General features: G+C 44.3%; 13 protein-coding genes. 4 read left to right on the top strand and 9 right to left on the bottom strand.

Annotation, left to right across the window (positions count from 1 at the left end):
* Positions 1–56: 56 nt before the first annotated feature.
* The 3 genes from xdhB to guaD all read left to right on the top strand — a co-directional run bounded on the left by xdhB (position 57) and on the right by guaD (position 5,105).
* Positions 57–2,630, top strand: coding sequence for a xanthine dehydrogenase molybdopterin binding subunit (gene xdhB / locus ACHEVO_RS04755; protein ID WP_394124128.1), 2,574 nt, complete (start codon positions 57–59; stop codon positions 2,628–2,630).
* Positions 2,623–3,594, top strand: a complete 972-nt coding sequence (locus ACHEVO_RS04750; RefSeq protein ID WP_394124127.1) for an XdhC family protein — start codon at positions 2,623–2,625, stop codon at positions 3,592–3,594. The genes xdhB and ACHEVO_RS04750 overlap by 8 nt, the downstream gene beginning before the upstream one ends.
* A gap of 104 nt (positions 3,595–3,698) precedes the next feature.
* Positions 3,699–5,105 carry a guanine deaminase gene (guaD, locus tag ACHEVO_RS04745; protein ID WP_394124126.1) on the top strand — a complete coding sequence of 469 codons (1,407 nt, stop codon included), beginning with the start codon at positions 3,699–3,701 and terminating at the stop codon, positions 5,103–5,105.
* 125 nt (positions 5,106–5,230) lie between these two features.
* Here the strand turns inward: guaD and ACHEVO_RS04740 are convergent, their stop codons facing one another.
* The 7 genes from ACHEVO_RS04740 to uraD all read right to left on the bottom strand — a co-directional run bounded on the left by ACHEVO_RS04740 (position 5,231) and on the right by uraD (position 11,803).
* Entirely contained in the window at positions 5,231–5,911 is a 681-nt protein-coding gene (locus tag ACHEVO_RS04740; RefSeq protein ID WP_394124125.1) for a DUF5020 family protein, read from the bottom strand.
* A 613-nt stretch (positions 5,912–6,524) separates the two neighbouring features.
* Positions 6,525–7,055, bottom strand: coding sequence for an ureidoglycolate lyase (locus tag ACHEVO_RS04735; RefSeq protein WP_341609056.1), 531 nt, complete (start codon positions 7,053–7,055; stop codon positions 6,525–6,527).
* Entirely contained in the window at positions 7,055–8,155 is a 1,101-nt protein-coding gene (alc, locus tag ACHEVO_RS04730; RefSeq protein WP_394124391.1) for an allantoicase, read from the bottom strand. Before alc ends, ACHEVO_RS04735 begins: the two co-directional genes overlap by 1 nt.
* A 150-nt stretch (positions 8,156–8,305) precedes the next feature.
* The gene (puuE, locus tag ACHEVO_RS04725) at positions 8,306–9,286 is read right to left on the bottom strand and encodes an allantoinase PuuE (protein ID WP_394124124.1); all 981 of its coding nucleotides are present in this window, start codon (positions 9,284–9,286) and stop codon (positions 8,306–8,308) included.
* Positions 9,287–9,367: 81 nt separating this feature from the next.
* A complete protein-coding gene (locus ACHEVO_RS04720) occupies positions 9,368–10,735 on the bottom strand; it encodes a urate hydroxylase PuuD (protein WP_394124123.1) in 1,368 nt (455 codons plus the stop codon).
* A 100-nt stretch (positions 10,736–10,835) separates the two neighbouring features.
* Complete coding sequence (uraH, locus tag ACHEVO_RS04715; protein ID WP_394124122.1) at positions 10,836–11,204, bottom strand: hydroxyisourate hydrolase; 369 nt, start codon at positions 11,202–11,204, stop codon at positions 10,836–10,838.
* Positions 11,205–11,269: 65 nt separating this feature from the next.
* Positions 11,270–11,803, bottom strand: a complete 534-nt coding sequence (uraD, locus tag ACHEVO_RS04710) for a 2-oxo-4-hydroxy-4-carboxy-5-ureidoimidazoline decarboxylase (RefSeq protein ID WP_394124121.1) — start codon at positions 11,801–11,803, stop codon at positions 11,270–11,272.
* A gap of 523 nt (positions 11,804–12,326) precedes the next feature.
* Between uraD and ACHEVO_RS04705 the strand changes: the two genes are divergently transcribed.
* Positions 12,327–12,992, top strand: coding sequence for a TetR family transcriptional regulator C-terminal domain-containing protein (locus ACHEVO_RS04705; RefSeq protein ID WP_298807721.1), 666 nt, complete (start codon positions 12,327–12,329; stop codon positions 12,990–12,992).
* 158 nt (positions 12,993–13,150) lie between these two features.
* Here ACHEVO_RS04705 and ACHEVO_RS04700 read toward each other — a convergent pair whose 3' ends face one another.
* Together ACHEVO_RS04700 and ACHEVO_RS04695 are read right to left on the bottom strand one after the other, a co-directional pair.
* Positions 13,151–14,557, bottom strand: coding sequence for a nucleobase:cation symporter-2 family protein (locus tag ACHEVO_RS04700; protein WP_394124120.1), 1,407 nt, complete (start codon positions 14,555–14,557; stop codon positions 13,151–13,153).
* Between the two features lie 510 nt (positions 14,558–15,067).
* Positions 15,068–16,360: a translocation protein TolB gene (locus tag ACHEVO_RS04695; RefSeq protein WP_394124119.1), complete on the bottom strand. Its 1,293-nt coding sequence runs from the start codon at positions 16,358–16,360 to the stop codon at positions 15,068–15,070.
* Positions 16,361–16,397: the final 37 nt, after the last annotated feature.

Genomic DNA, 16,397 nt, shown 5'->3' with positions numbered 1-16,397 from the left:
TATTTGCCAGAAATAAAAAAGCATTAATTAAAGCGTCCTAATAGAAGAGATCCGCCATGAGCCATCATTCGTCCTTATTTGACAGTTATAGTATCCGCCGCGTGCGTCCGCCAAAAAACAAAATTGGTACCTCGGCTAAGCATGATAGTGCGATTAGTCATGTCATGGGGACGGCGACTTATGTGGATGATATTGCAAAACCGCAAGGCACGCTACATCTGGCAGTAGGTAAAAGCAGCCATGCTCATGCACGTGTACTGAGTATGGATTTAAGCGCTGTTAGAGATGCGGATGGGGTGGTAGATGTCTTAAGTTTTAAAGATTTGCCTGCGCAGACGGATATCGGTGCGGTGTTCGACGGTGAGCCACTGATGGTGGATGACATCACAGAGTATGTGGGTCAGACGTTATTTGTAGTAGTAGCGAGCAGTCATCGCGCTGCCAAAAAAGCGGCTACCAAGGCAGTGGTGGAGTATGAGCCATTGCCAGCAGTACTTAGTATTGATAAAGCGTTAGAGCAAGAGTTCTTTGTACGTCCGAGTCACTTTATGAAGCGTGGTGACGCGGCGACTGCACTTGAGAACGCACCGATTCGCATTGAAGGTCATATTCATATGCGCGGGCAAGAGCACTTTTATCTCGAAGGCCAAGTGTCTTATGTCGTGCCTTGTGACGATGGCGGGCTAGAAGTATACACGTCGTCACAGCATCCAAGCGAAGTACAGCAGCTCGTCGCTGAAGTAACGGATTTGCCATTTCATGCGGTAAACACAGTCGTGCGCCGTATGGGTGGCGGGTTTGGTGGTAAAGAAACGCAAGCCGCTGCATGGGCATGTCTGTGCGGTATTATCGCCAAACGCCATAACGTCCCTGTCAGTATGCGTCTAGATCGCCAAGATGACATGGTGGTGACGGGTAAGCGCCATGAGTTTGCCAACCGCTACGAAGTCGGTTTAGACGAGTCTGGTTGTATATTGGGCGTGGACATGCAACTGGCTGGTTTGTGTGGTTACGCACCAGATTTGTCTGATGCCATCGTTGATAGAGCGATGTTCCACTGTGATAATGCCTACTATTATCCAGCTGCCCATGTTGCGGGTCATCGCTGCAAAACGCATACCGTATCCAATACTGCCTATCGAGGATTTGGTGGTCCACAAGGTTTGATGACTGCTGAATATATGATGGATCATATTGCCTATACATTAGGGCAGGATCCGCTGCAAGTACGCTTAGCAAACTTATATCAAGATGGTCAAAGTACCCATTACGGTCAGACGATTGAGCATTTTGATTTAGCGACCATCATGACCAAGTTGGCAGACGATTGTGATTATGACAATCGTCGTCAACAAATCCTAGAAGCCAATCAAAAAGCTGCCGCTAAAGGCAGTGACAAACGCTTGGGTCTTGCTCTAACGCCAGTAAAATTCGGTATTTCATTTACGGTGCAGACGCTTAATCAGGCAGGTGCATTGGTACATATTTATACTGATGGCAGTATCCATCTCAATCACGGCGGTACAGAGATGGGGCAAGGACTGTATATTAAAATTGCCCAGATTGTTGCCAATGAATTTGATGTTGATTTGGACACGGTCAAAGTATCAGCGACACGTACCGACAAAGTGCCTAATACCTCACCAACTGCCGCGTCATCAGGTACCGATATCAATGGTAAGGCGGCACAGAACGCTTGTCTATGCATTAAATCTCGCATACTTGAATTTGCCGCTGAGCATTTCGAAGTGGCGCAAGAAGACATACGTTTTGAAAAGAACCATGTCTATATTGGCGATAAAGAAACACTGACTTTTGCTGAGATGATTCAACTGTCGTACCAGAACCGTATCAGTCTGTCGTCTACTGGCTACTATAAAACGCCTAAGATATTCTATGATCGCTCCAAAGCATGGGGACGTCCGTTCTTCTACTTTGCTTTGGGTGCAGCTTGTGCTGAGGTTGAGATTGATACATTGACAGGTGAGTACAAAGTATTACGCTGTGATGTGTTACATGACGCAGGACAATCGATCAACCCTGCCATTGATATTGGGCAAATTGAAGGTGGTTTTGTGCAAGGTATGGGTTGGCTTACGGCAGAAGAGCTGATCTGGAATGACAAAGGTAAGCTGGCATCCGACAGTCCTGCCAATTATAAAATTCCAACCGCGCATGACTTGCCTAAGCAGTGGAATGTCAAACTGTACGATCGCAAAAACGAAGAACAAACTATCTATAACTCTAAAGCCGTTGGCGAGCCGCCGTTTATGTTGGCAGCCAGTGTTTGGTGCGCACTCAATAATGCGGTCGCGAGCCTTGGTGATTATAAGAAGAATCCAGAGCTGACCATGCCTGCGACGCCAGAAGCGGTATTAAAAGCAGTCATGCGCATGCAAGGCACATCGTGGGATTTAACAACTAAAGTAGATACAGATACGGTTGATAGTTTAGTCAAAGGTGCAGAAGAGAACAGTGACCTTTACAACGAGAAGGTAATGCCGCAAGACGTACGTCATGCCAAAGATATCGATCCAAAAGAAGTCGAAGGCAAACAAACCGATGATCAGCCTAATGCGATAGAGCATCCGAATGTAGCAGGGGCAAGAGGTCCTGCGCACAGTGAATGAGTCGTTAACACCGCCAGTCGTCTGGTATGAAGGTCTAGCGCGATATCAGCAGCGCGGCATTGCTCACGTATTGGCGACGGTCGTGGCTGTGAATGGATCTGCTCCTCGAGCGCTACAGGCGAAGATGATCATCACGCAAGACAATATCGTGGATACGCTGGGCGGCGGCGGTCTAGAGCACGATGTTATCAACACGGCACGGCAGCTATTGAATGGTGAAATAGCATCAACGGTATCAAAAGAAGTAAAACCAAAAGTCGCTGAAACTGACGGTGAAAGCACGTTAATACCTTCTAAAGCAGTGCGCCGTGATGCTGTCTACACCAAGCACTACCCGCTAGGTGCGAAATTGGCACAGTGTTGCGGCGGTAGCGTCACCGTTATGTTCGAATGCTTCAATGTAACGCCGCCGATGTCAGTACTAGTGTTTGGTGCAGGGCATGTAGCATCAGCGCTAATGACCATCCTCGCTGAGCTACCTTGTCAGGTAGATTGGGTGGACAGTCGCCCAGAGATGTTTAAGCGTTACTTAGTTGATGAATCTACTACTAATCAATCCAAACTTTATAACTTACCAGCGCATATCCGTCCGCATATCGATGATGAGCCTGTAGATTTTGTGCGCCCATTTATCGAGCAGGGTGGTCAGCGTTTTATTCTGGTTATGACTCATGACCATAGTGTTGATTTTGAGTTAGTGCGGGCGGCATTAGATACTATTTATGATACTAGCTCGTCTGAGGATCAATGTTCAGATATTTCAGCACCTTACATAGGCTGCATTGCCTCAGCAACCAAAGCCAAGCGTTTTAGAGATCGCTTGATGCAGCGTGGCTACAGTGAGCAACTGGTCAATCAGTTGGTCATGCCAATCGGATTGCAAGTTGGTGGGAAAGAGCCGATGGCGGTGGCGGTTTCTATCGTGGCACAGCTCTTACAGCAGTATCATCAAGCTATTTCTTGAACGGTTCACTCCATATAACTTTTATACTTTTTATCAAATTATTAAAGCGCTCAGTACTATTTATTAAAACGCTCAGGACTACCAAGCCATTGTGAGATCTACGAATGACCCTACATATTTATCAAGCTCGACTGCTGCACTACTTGACCGAAAGCGATCGTACTGAGCGTGCAACCTCTGATCATTCACAGACATTAGCTGTGGAACGAGACGTAACGTTACTACCAGTGATTGAAGGTGTACAGGTTTATCCTGAATACATCGCTGATGGTGCGCTTGTCGTAGATGATGTGACAGGGCGCATTGTAGAGTATGGGCATAATGAGACAATATTAGCGAAATATACTAATATCTCTGAGCAAGCAGGTCAGTTAGTAGTCAAGGTGCATGACTATCGCGATAAGTTAATCATGCCAGGCTTTATTGACACTCATGTACATTATCCGCAAATAGATATGATTGCTGCTTACGGTGAGCAATTACTTGATTGGCTTAATAATTATACTTTCGTCACCGAGGCCAATTTTGGCGATCCGAAAGTAGCACATGATACGGCACAGTTCTTTTTAAAGCAGTTGCTAGCCAATGGTACGACGAGCGCCATGGTATTTTCTACCAGCCACTCTGAATCAGTAAACGCATTTTTTACGGAAAGTCAAAGGCTCAACACCCGTATGATCACAGGCAATGTCTTGATGGATCAAAATGCGCCTGATAATTTGTGTGTACCTGCTGAGCAGGGCATTCGAGATACCCAAAACATCATTGATAATTGGCATGAGCGCGGCCGCCAACATGTGGCTATTACGCCAAGATTTGCCATTACCTCGTCACCCAAGCAACTACAAATGGCAGGTGAGCTGTATGCCAGTTACGAGAATGTTTATCTGCAGACGCATTTGGCAGAAAATCATGATGAGATTGCCTTTGTAAAACAATTGTATCCCAATCATAAAGGTTATCTAGACGTCTATGATACGATGGGATTACTGGGTCGCCGCACCACTTTGGCACATGGTATTCACCTTGAAAAATCGGAGTATGAACGCTTACGCGATACTGGTACGCAGATATCACACTGTCCGACGTCCAACCTGTTTTTGGGTAGTGGATTGTTCGATTTACCCAAGACGTTAAGTTATACTGGTGTCAGTATCGCCACTGACGTTGGAGCAGGGACAAGTCTGTCGATGCTGACGACTCTGTCAGAAGCGTATAAAATCCAACAACTACAAAGCAATCAACTATCCGCTCATCAAGGGCTGTACCAAATTACGTTGGGTAATGCCCAGTCGCTATTATTGGACAATAAAATCGGTAACTTTATGCCCAATAAAGAAGCAGATTTTGTGGTTATCGATATGGGTGCAACGGAATTGCTTGAGCGACGTATGGCGCAGACCAAAACACTGGAAGAGCAGTTGTTTGTACTAATGATGCTAGGCGATGATAGAGTAATTGATCAGACAGTCATCGCTGGCGTGAGTCGCTATCGTAAATCGACTTTATAGGCGTAAATAAACGCTGTACCTAAATCAGGAACAAGTGAGACTGCTTTCAGATATAAAAAATAAACCCTTGTTCCAACTATATAGGAACAAGGGTTTATTTCTGCCAAGAGAGTTTCTATTGAGTATTAAAAATGGAATTTTACCAATGCACTAGGAGAGTTTTGATTCACACCATCGACACCGTATTTATTTTTCCAATAGCTATACTCCATACCGACTTCTAAGCGGTTATCAATACCGAGCACTTCTTGTAAGTTGTATTTAATTTGTGGATTAATATGAATATTATCTTCAATATCATCATTATTAAATGAATAATCAATAAAACCATCTACGACGAAATTATTGCGTTCCCAACCATAGGTTAAGGTAATTTGCTGATCATCGTCAGTATTGTCATTAAACGCATGATATAGAGTAGCCGACGCAAACTTCATTCCTGGAATAGGTACATTGAGATCTGCACCAATACCAACCAGATAATTATCTTGGTCAAAGCCAGTGCTGTTCGAACCAAATTCATAAGTAGCGGCTAAATTAACCTGCTTGATAAAACTGTCATTAAAAGTTGCTATTTTGAATGTAGGAGACAGCTCACCATAAGTTTCTCTAAATCTATTGTTTTCAATGTCATCGGCACCTTGGTTTCGATCGACAAAGAAGAACACGCCGCCCCAGTCATGCGCGGAAGCATGCTCTAATGTGACGGTCGTCAGCTCTCCGTCTTCTACAAGTTCATAGTCATCACCGTAAAGTACGGAGACACTCGTATCAGTAAAGAAGGTCTTAGCATGGATGCTAGACATACTACCTAAAGCAGCGATAGCAACAGCTGCTATTGATAATGGTTTGAGTAAAGCTAGCTTTTGGCTAGATGAATTGGTATGACAGGATAAGCTCGTTAATAAATCAAAACGCAAAATATGACCCCTTTATGTACAATTGATTGTTGATTGCCCCAAAACTGCATCGTTATTATTTGCTAGCAAACAAATTATTAATCCAATGCTCGTTAGACAACGGTTGGTTGATAGCGCTTAAATGCTTACTACTAAAGAGCATTCAATAACTGTGCCACAAATGACCTAGAGAACTGTCATCTACAGAGTCATATAACTTTTAGTCTTATTAACCACTAATTAGGGTAGAAATAAGCAAAATAGTCTTTAACTGTTCTCAAATGAGAGAGCCAATTTCCGTGCATTTATATATATGTGGCAAACAATGTTTTTCGAAGTATCAGATCCGCCATAAAAGCACCAAAATGGATATCTATGTGCCCCAAATTGGGTCGTCTGACAGGCTTTAATCAATTGATAGGCATATGATTTAATAACTCAATGAACATAAAAAAGCCAGCTAATAGACATTAGCTGGCGTTAAGTTTGTACTTGTTGGATGCGACTATTTTTTATTCAGTTAACTGCATTCGCCTTTTAACTCAATAGACACATGCCAATCTGTGATATCAATCTCATGGCAGTTATTACCCTCGCCATTGATACGATCTATAACTAAGAAATCACTGTCACGGCCAAGCGCGAGTAGAGGGTGATGCCAGACATTAGCATCGTACTGTACACCTTGGTGAGATTTCGCATAAAACACTACTAGGTCATCAGGCGATTGCGGCGGCACACCAGCTTTGGCAACTACGATGATATAGTCTTGGCCTTCCATAGATACAAACGCCTGTGTCCCAAGCGGATGGTATTCCATGACCGAAAGGGCAATCGGATTCTCACGCTTTTTGGCGCGAAAGATACTCATGCCAACTGAGCCACCGTCTAGTTTACTTTCGGCAAGTGCATGATGACGAACCGCATAGCCATTGTTGATCTCATAAGTATTGTCAGCGGTTTGCTCATCAATACTATAGCGCTGGATGACCGAGCCATAGGGGGCAAAGTTTGCCTTAGTCAAAGGCTTGGCCGTTAGAGTGACACTCATTATTTTGCCTCTTTGCTATCAATATCAGTACCAGTGTCAGTATTAGCCTCAGCAATTTTTCCATACACGCGTACACGGCTGATACCACCATCTGGAAAAATATTAACCCGAATATGAGTGATAGGCTGGTCTATCTGAAGCTTGTCTTTACTAAAAGTATGAACGTCGTCAGCATTGGTTTTTTGCGGCTCAAGCAAGGTATCCCAAAACATACTTTGAGTCACTAAAGTTTGCTCTGGTGTATTCGGTGAGTAGACGGCTTGGATCGAGACTTTATCAGGGTAATTGCCTTTAAAGTGGGCAGTATCTATCTCGATAGCGTCAACGATACCTGCTTGACCTAGCGCGATGATGCACCAGTCATTGCCTGGCTCACGGCGACGACGGGTCTCCCAACCATCGCCCATGTTAGGCGCTTTAGTTGGTAGCAGTAAATTACTAGCTGCACCAAAGTGCGCATCGTTACTGGCAATGGCGCGACCACCGTTTAACGCGCCCGCCAAGTCAAGCATCTCGCCTTGTATGTTTAGGCTGGCATCAAGTTGGATATCACCATAGACACGTAGTCGGGCAACGCCGCCATCTGGATAAATATTCAAACGAATATGGGTGACCGTTTGCTCATGATCAATCTCGACAAGCTCATGATTGTGACCTTGAAGCGGGGTCATACCTACTAGCGCCTGCCAGTTTTTATTGTCCCAGTCTTCTTTGCTTAGACTGGTAAGTTCAGCTTCATCTTGCTGCAGCAGCTCGGGCGCGTATAAAGCATCGACACTGGCGGAAGAGGGGAAGTTACCCGTAAAGTGACTGGTATCAATATCAAGACCAGAAATTTTGGTTGGGCGAGCAAGCTGGATAACTAAATAATCGTAACCCAAATGGCGCTTGCGACGAGTTTCCCAGCCGTCCATCCACTTACCGTTGTCATCGAATTTACCCACGACAAAAATAGGTGAATCAGGATTTAGAATACGGCTTTTATCCGCAAAAAAATCATCGGTGGCGAACAGTGATTTTGCCCCCAAGCGACTGTCAGCGACGTTTGATTTTTTGGTAAATGCTGGCAGGGTATCAGGTAGATTGTTTGCGGAAATAATTTGTCCAACTTCTGAAGTGTTTTGACTCACAATGATTCCTTTTTTAATAATGGTGTGTGTTGATAGTGTGGGTACTATCTTATTTATTCATCTATGCCAATTCGCACTCGCTTAGCCAAGTATAACGAGTACTAGGACGATAGCCTAAGCTTACATCCAGTTAGCCGTGTTGTCTGACGTAGCAGGATGGTTTTCGTACCAGTGCTTGGCGATATCATCACGGCGGCATATCCATACGTCGGGCTTATTGGTGATATATTGCAAAAACTGCTTTAGCGCTTTGATGCGTCCTGCACGCCCAATAATGCGGCAATGCAAGCCAATGGTCAGCATTTTAGGGGTATGTGCGCCTTCTTCGTATAAGGTGTCAAAGCTGTCTTTTAGATATTGGTAAAATGGTTCAGCATGGGTGAATCCTGGGCTAGAAGAAAAACGCATGTCATTGGTCTCGAGGCTATAAGGTATAACCAAATGTGGTTTGCGCGTAATCATATTGCCGTCTTGAACCTTTACGTTGAGCCAATACGGTAACTCATCACCGTACGAGTCAGAGTCATAGGTATAGCCACCTTGTTCGGCGACCAGTTCACGAGTATTTGGACTATCACGTCCTGTATACCAACCGAGAGGTTGGCCGCCTAGCATACGTTTAAATATTTGGGTGGCACAGCGAATGTGTTCGCGCTCCGTTTCACGGTACATGTCCTGATAGGTAATCCAGCGTAGACCATGACTGGCAATTTCATGACCATCTTCTAATACACGCTCGATAATATGCGGGGTCTTTTCAGCAGCGGCGGCACAGGTAAACGTGGTGATAGGAATACCATAATCTTTAAAGACATCTAGCACACGCCATACACCGACACGGCTACCATATTCGAATGCAGATTCAATAGACTGGTGACGGTTGTTAAATTCTGGCGTGCCTAAGATATCAGACAAAAAACGCTCTGATTGACCATCGCCATGGATGACGCTATTTTCTGCCCCTTCTTCGATATTTAATACAAACTGTACGGCGATTTTTGCGCCACCTGGCCATTTCGCTTTTGGTGGATTGCCAGCATAGCCTTTTAGGTCGCGGGGATATGTGCTCAGATCAAAGTCACTGGTAATTTTTTTGCTCATTATCTATATTCCTATATCGCTTAGAGCCTTAAATGTTTATTAAAATGTTGCTCGTAAAGGACAGTTATTTTTTATCAAAAATTAAAGTGATGATGCATAGGCCACGAGCTGTTGGCGCTCCGCATCTGTCAACTGAGTAATATTACCAAGCGGCATATAGCCAGTTTGTACCGCAGTGACGATTTTAGCTTTATGGATTTTTAGGTCTTCTGGTGTTTGCAAAATGATTCCTGCTGGCGGTGCGGCGAAGCCTTGCTGTGTTGGCTGCACAGCATGACAGGTGCTACAGCGCGTATGCACAACATCCATCATAGCGTCATCTGCTGATGCGCTCACGGGTACGGATTGAGCAGTGGCAGTATCAGTGCTAATACTGTTGTTAGCACTATTATTAGCATTGCTATTAGAACTGTTATTAGCATTAGCAACGGTATCAGTGCTTGAGTCAGTAGTCGCGCTTGTAGCTGGCGGCGTGCTATCAGTCGTCGTAGGTGTTACTGAGGCAGTAGCAGGCGTTGCAGGCGCTGGCTCGATCGGTTCAGGTCGCATCCAAATAATTAACAACACTGTCAATATGGTTGGAATAACCAAGTAGCGTGGTTTTTTATGACCCAAATGCTTTTGGTTAAAGTAATGACGCGCAGTCGCGGTAATGATACCGACGAAGACCAATACCAACCAACCTTTCTCATGAGCATACATCATTGGGTAATGGTTGCTGATCATGGTAAAGATAAGCGGTAGGGTAAAGTAGTTATTCATCAGTGAGCGATTTTTGGCTTGTAATGCCAATTCAGCAACTTCTTTACCCGGCTTTTCACCGCGCCGCACACAATCAACGAGGGCGCGCTGCGCTGGCATAATACCGAAAAAGACATTACCTACCATCACTGTGCCCAAGATAGCACCGATATGAATGAACGAGGCGCGATCACTAAACAGCTGATAAGAGCCCCAGCTCGCGATGACCAGTAAGATAAAAATCAAGGTGCTAAAGATAAAGGCATTTTTACCTAAATGACTGCGCACAATGACTTCATAAATAAAGTAACTACCAAATAAAAACAGCAAGCTAGTCGCAATGGCACCGATACTGGTAAAAGGCACTTTGCTTGGGTCAATTAGGTAGGCAGTTGCATTGGCATAATAGACGATAGACATCATCGCCGCACCCGTCAGCCAAGTGGTATAAGCTTCCCATTTAAACCAATGTAGCGTCTTTGGCATCTCTTCTGGTTCGAGTTTGTATTTGGCAATCTCATAAAACCCGCCGCCATGGACGGCCCAAAGATCACCCGAAATGCCTTTGTCTGTTTTCCACTGTGGCGGCTTGCGTAGGCTTAGATCTAGCCACACAAAATAAAACGATGCACCAATCCATGCTACTCCAGCGATAACATGAAACCAGCGGAAAAATAAACTCAACCATTCGAGAAGATAGGCGCCCATGTAATAAATGTCCTTTAATATGACAGTGTCTTAATAAAATGTCTTTTGATAGTATTTCTTGAAAACTAATAACAAAGCAGAGAGCTAAACAACGCTAGAGCTATGATCCGCGATAAGTGCTATAACCGTGCGCACTAAGCAGAAGTGGCACGTGATAATGACTGGCGTCGTTTACCACAAAGTCGATAACCACTTGCGGGTAAAATGCTGTCAGCTGCTGAGCATCAAAATAAGACTGAGTATCGAACGTTACGGTATAGCGGCCAATATCTAGCTGACGCTCTGTGCTATCGATGGCTGTATCAAACTGCCAAGCGTCTGGTGTGACACGGCCATCACTATTGGTTGTACCATGCGCTAGTAATGTGGCGACACCATTGTCTTGTACGCGGTGTAAAGTAACGGAGACATCAGCGGCAGGTTTGCCAAGATGAGTGTCTAAGATATGTGATGATAGGGTGGCAGACATAATGCTTCCTTTGTATTCGTGAAAAATATAAATAGGGTGAAAATGCTAGTCTAACTCTGCGACTACTATTTGCCTGTCTCAGCATTACCTAGTAATTTGTTTAAACGTAGACGCGTAATTTTATTTTGCTCAGCGGCTGCGTTAGCTAGTTCAGTAGCGCGATCATTAGGCAGGCGCGCCAATAACAGATCCAGCATTTGCTGCGCGCTTTTACCGGTCGCAAAGACAATAAAAATAAAACCAAATTTATCAAGATAGTCTCGATTGCCTTTGGCAAGTGCTTCGAGGACTTCGTCTGCTGCATCGTTAGCGCCTGACTGTTCGTGTGCAGCGCTTCTTTGTGTGTTGCGGTATTTTTCTTTTAGAGATGCCACGTTACCGATTTGCGGATGCCCATCAAATGCTTCTAATAAGTTAGCCTCATCTTTTTTTACTTTGTTCCAGATAGCGTCGCTACTTGCTAGCAGTGCATCAACGTCTGTAAAAGGGCGGGCGTCTGCAAGTTTATAGGCCCAGCTTTTACTGGTGCAGCAAGTCAATAGCTGAGCGATGGCGACTTCTTGTGATAAATCGTTGAATTGCGCTAAGGTTAAGCTCACGATGACATCCTTTTCTAATATGACAACCCGTTATCTGTATTGGGTGATAAATGTTTGATAGAGGTTTATACCTTATGATTATTTGCATAAACTTATAGGTACAAGCAGTAATTTTGATAAGTAGCGGTTGCTTCAGCTTTATGGATGATTTGATTAATCTAATCGCTACTAATTTTCTTAAAATCAAAAGTCGATAATCTATGTGTTCGTAGTCAGAGCTTTGGCGCTTATATACGCTTTGCATAATTTCAAGTTATAGTGAACTGACAATATGAAACAGATTTGCTAAGGAAACACTGATATTTTGACCGTCCAAAACGTCTGGCAAAAGGTAATTAATGACGGCGTAATTGATTTACAGTTCCCATTTTGCTAAAACCTGACTAATTGGTCAACTGTTTTATGCGAAATATTTTTATTTAACAGGTTATGCTGATCAAATCTATATGTTTATATAAGAATACACAGCAAAATATAGCGACTATTTTGTCGAACCTGTCTCTTAGAGTGAGATACCACTGCTATGACTCAAAACAATCAAAAGGAAGAAACCTCAGTGACTGATACGCCCTCGCACCGTAGCCAACAAGCCATTCGCGCACAGAATCAAGCGCTTATCTTAGCGGCAGCCGAAGAAGAGTTTGTGCTCCAAAGCTATCGCGGCGCTACGATGCAGGGCATTGCCGATAGAGCAGGCTTACCTAAAGCCAATGTTCACTACTACTTTAAAAATAAAAAAAACCTCTACATGGCAGTGCTGCGCTCGATCATTCAAGAATGGAATGAAGGCTTGGTAACCATGACAGTAGATAGCGACCCAAAAACGGTCATTGAAAAATTCGTCCGTACCAAGCTACATCAAGCCTTTGTCAATCCAAGTCGCCATAAACTGTTTGCGATTGAAGTCATCGGCGGCGCACCGCATCTGCATGAATTTATGTCCACCACGATGAAGGAGTGGGTACACGATAAAGCACAGGTAATGAAAGAGTGGCACAAGCAAGGCAAAATTGGGATTACTGATCCTCTACAGCTACTGATTTTGATTTGGGCGACTACCCAACGTTATGCTGAATTTGAGATTGAAATCGTTGGATTAATGGATAAGACGGCATATGACGCAGCAGATGAAGCACGTGCGGCAGACTTTCTGGTGCCTTTTATTCTAAGGGGCTGTGGCCTTGAATAATGACAAGATAGCTATTCGACAAGGTTCCTATTTGACAGGATGCCTATTTAATAAGTCAGGTGCTTAATCAGCGAAGTGCACAGATTGTTTCTATTTTTCTGTGCACCTCGTTTACGGCGAAACACTTCGATATATTTAACCCTAGCTTTTTCTTACCTTTACGCTACTTCTTGCGTTGGTTCTAAACCGTCGTCAGCATGCTGTGCTTTGGTATCAAACTCGATGCCATAGTTTTTGGGTAAAATCATATCAAGCGTGATTGCCACAATCCCTGCCATCGTTACTGCTGAGCCAAAGATATTCTGAAAGAACTGCGGCGTTTGTGACAGCACATCAGGGACGAAGGCGATACCCGTTGCCAGACCTAGTGAAGTGGCAATGATTAAGACATTACGATGCGTAAATTGCACGGTAGATAAGATACGAATACCAGCAGTCGCCACAGTCGCAAACATCAGTAGCGTGACGCCGCCAACGACAGGCTTCGGTAATTGCGTAAAAACAGCACCAAGCACAGGGAACAGTCCCATCAGGCATAGGATGCCGCCCACATAGAAACCCACATAGCGACTGGCAATACCCGTCATTTGGATCACACCATTGTTTTGGCTAAAGGTCGTCACAGGGAAGGTATTGAATACTGCAGCAATCAGAGAGTTAACACCATCTCCTAGTACGCCGCCCTTGATGCGTTTCTCATAGAGAGGGCCTTTGATTGGTTCACCCGATATCATCGAGGTAGCTGTCAAATCGCCTGAGGTCTCGATACTGGTAATGATGTACATAAAGGCAATAGGAATAAAAGCCTGCCAATCAAAACCAAAGCCATACTTAAAGGGGATTGGCACCGTAAAAAAAGCCGCTTCAGAAACCAGTGAAAAATCGATACGTCCCATAAATACGGCCGCGATAAGGCCGAGCATCAAACCGATAAAGATGGCGCTTGAGCGAATGACTTTATTGTTGATGATGCTAATCAGTACGACACTTGCCAGCACACCACCGCCCAAGAGTAAGTTTGGAATACTACCAAAATCCTCAGCACCAAACCCGCCCGCTAAGTCAGTCAGACCTACCTTGGTTAGTGACAAACCAATCGTGACAATTACGCAGCCTGTAACAATAGGACTCATAAAAGATTTGAGTTTGGTGATAAATTGACTCAAAAATATCTCAACAAATGCACCGAGAAAGGAAACACCAAAAATAACGGATAAAATCTCTTCTGGACCACCGCCACGGTTTTTTACCACAAAACCTGCTGTCAGTACCGCTGCTAAAAATCCAAAGCTAGTACCTTGTAACGCCATGAGACCAGAGCCAACAGGACCTACTTTACGGGTCTGAATAAAGGTTGCGACGCCAGATACTATCAATGACATACTGAGAAGGTAGGGGATATGCTCTCCTAAACCTAATGTGCCACCTATGATAAGAGAGGGTGTGATGATACCTACAAACGCTGCAAGTACGTGCTGTATAGCACCTAAAAATGCTTTAATGGGGGTAGGACGGTCATGCAGTCTATACAGTAAATCGGTATTCGCTGGAACGTTTTCACTCATGGTGGTTTCCTCCTAAAATAACTGCTTAGCACCCGCTTAACTGTAGATATCAGACAATGTGGTAAATCACGAGATCAAAGTTTTAACCCAATCTTTGACTTGTTTTTTATCGATGTAAACAATAGGGGTACGCATCCGTCTGTAAGATAAATAATGAAAATAGCTAATATATGTTGGCTAATATTTGAACAACCTGACCAATTAGTCAGGTATATTTAGGGTATAGGTAAAATACAAGTCATTGCAATGTTTTTTTTGGTACTAGTGCGTTTACAGGTTTGTTACGAAGGAGGGAGGGTTAGGTAACATTGAAAAGTAGATCGAAAAAACGAGGAGTACTGACTGACCATTGAGAACGAATAAGTACTAAGATCTATCGGCAGCTCTATTGCTGTTTTTTAAACAAAAAAAAGCCCAACCATAACGACTATGATTGGGGCATTTCAATTTTGCTTAACGGTTGATATTTATTCTACTATAACCAAAATTACTACTTTGGTGGACGACCAGTTATTTTGGGCTTGATGACCATACGGGTGAGCGGATAACGCCTTGTCCTGATTTACCAAACGCTTCGCCACCGTTGAGAGATTTGATGGTCAGTACGCCTTTGCCGCCTTGGGTCGATGCGTAGACCACGCGTTTACCGTTTGGTGAGAAGCTTGGTGCTTCATCGATACCCGTATTGCCAAGATTGGTAGTGATAGCGCCATTGCTATTCATAATAGCTGCTGAGCGTCCACTCAAAAAGGCAATTTGTGTACCGTCACTGCTAAACTGCGGGCTGGTTGCATAACCACCGTTTGACACTTTAGTCGTTTGTCCTGTGGCAAACTCGTAGCGATAGACTTGCGGCTTGTTAAAGCCAGTTTTATCACTGACAAACACAAAAGATTTGCCGTCTGGTGCATAGCTTGGCTGCACTTCACTGCTTGGTAAGTTGGTGAGCCTTCTAGGCGTACCGCCGCTGGCGCTCATCTCATAGATATCAGCACTGCCTTCAAAACTACTAGAGAATAATATCTTGCTGCCATCAGGAGAGAACGAGGGGCTTAGGTTGCTACCTGAAAAAGGCGTCAGGGCAGTTGCGCCGCCGCCACTGACGTTTTGCACGTAAATGACAGGATACGATTTTTCACGTTGTACTGAGTAGGCGATACGGTTGCCATCAGGTGACCACGCTGGTGAGAAGATAGAGCCTGCGACTTCAGTAATGGTTCTAGCATTTTCGCCATCAGCATCCATCACTTTGAGACGCGAGATCTTTTGCTTGCCTGTTCCTGTTTCTTCAATATAAGCAATGCGCCCTGAGAAGTCTCCTGGAATACCAGTAATCAGCTCGTATACTTTGTCTGCGATGACATGACCGGCATAACGCATACTTTCTCTATTGTTGTCAACGGTTAGGCTTTGCTTGCCTTCTATCACGCGACCAGATTTGACATCGATGACTTCATAATCAGTGATTATTTTGCCACGATTGGTACGCGTGCTACCGACGACCAGATACGGTATGCCCATGCTTTGCCAAACAGGTAATGTACCTGTCAGCTCTTTACTACTGTGCGGCTGCTGCGGTAGATCTTGATTGGTTACTTTTAGCTCAGTTTTACTCAAGTCATTTAATATAATCGGTGATAAGACAGAGTCACCTGCAAACGGCACAAACGCGACTTGGTTTTGCTGAACAGGAATCTCATAGTCCAATTCTAGTACAATAGGTGCAGCGAGCACGCTTTGCGATATCAGCAATGCTGAGGTACTGGCGAGTAATGAGACTAGTAATTTTTTGTGGGTACGCATGAGTAAATGGAGCTCCTAAAATTAGTATGATATTCAT

The organism is Psychrobacter nivimaris (genome assembly GCF_043419765.1).
Classification (GTDB): domain Bacteria; phylum Pseudomonadota; class Gammaproteobacteria; order Pseudomonadales; family Moraxellaceae; genus Psychrobacter.
Note: the sequence above shows the minus strand (reverse complement) of the source record. Positions and strands in the feature narration are given on the sequence as shown.

Excerpts from the sequence above, each read along its gene's own strand:
- guaD (WP_394124126.1), top strand. The coding sequence starts at position 3,699 with ATGACCCTACATATTTATCAAGCTCGACTGCTGCACTACTTGACCGAA.
- uraH (WP_394124122.1), bottom strand. The coding sequence starts at position 11,204 with ATGTCTGCCACCCTATCATCACATATCTTAGACACTCATCTTGGCAAA.
- ACHEVO_RS04720 (WP_394124123.1), bottom strand. The coding sequence starts at position 10,735 with ATGGGCGCCTATCTTCTCGAATGGTTGAGTTTATTTTTCCGCTGGTTT.
- puuE (WP_394124124.1), bottom strand. The coding sequence starts at position 9,286 with ATGAGCAAAAAAATTACCAGTGACTTTGATCTGAGCACATATCCCCGC.
- ACHEVO_RS04735 (WP_341609056.1), bottom strand. The coding sequence starts at position 7,055 with ATGAGTGTCACTCTAACGGCCAAGCCTTTGACTAAGGCAAACTTTGCC.
- ACHEVO_RS04695 (WP_394124119.1), bottom strand. The coding sequence starts at position 16,360 with ATGCGTACCCACAAAAAATTACTAGTCTCATTACTCGCCAGTACCTCA.
- ACHEVO_RS04700 (WP_394124120.1), bottom strand. The coding sequence starts at position 14,557 with ATGAGTGAAAACGTTCCAGCGAATACCGATTTACTGTATAGACTGCAT.
- ACHEVO_RS04705 (WP_298807721.1), top strand. The coding sequence starts at position 12,327 with ATGACTCAAAACAATCAAAAGGAAGAAACCTCAGTGACTGATACGCCC.
- ACHEVO_RS04740 (WP_394124125.1), bottom strand. The coding sequence starts at position 5,911 with ATGTCTAGCATCCATGCTAAGACCTTCTTTACTGATACGAGTGTCTCC.
- xdhB (WP_394124128.1), top strand. The coding sequence starts at position 57 with ATGAGCCATCATTCGTCCTTATTTGACAGTTATAGTATCCGCCGCGTG.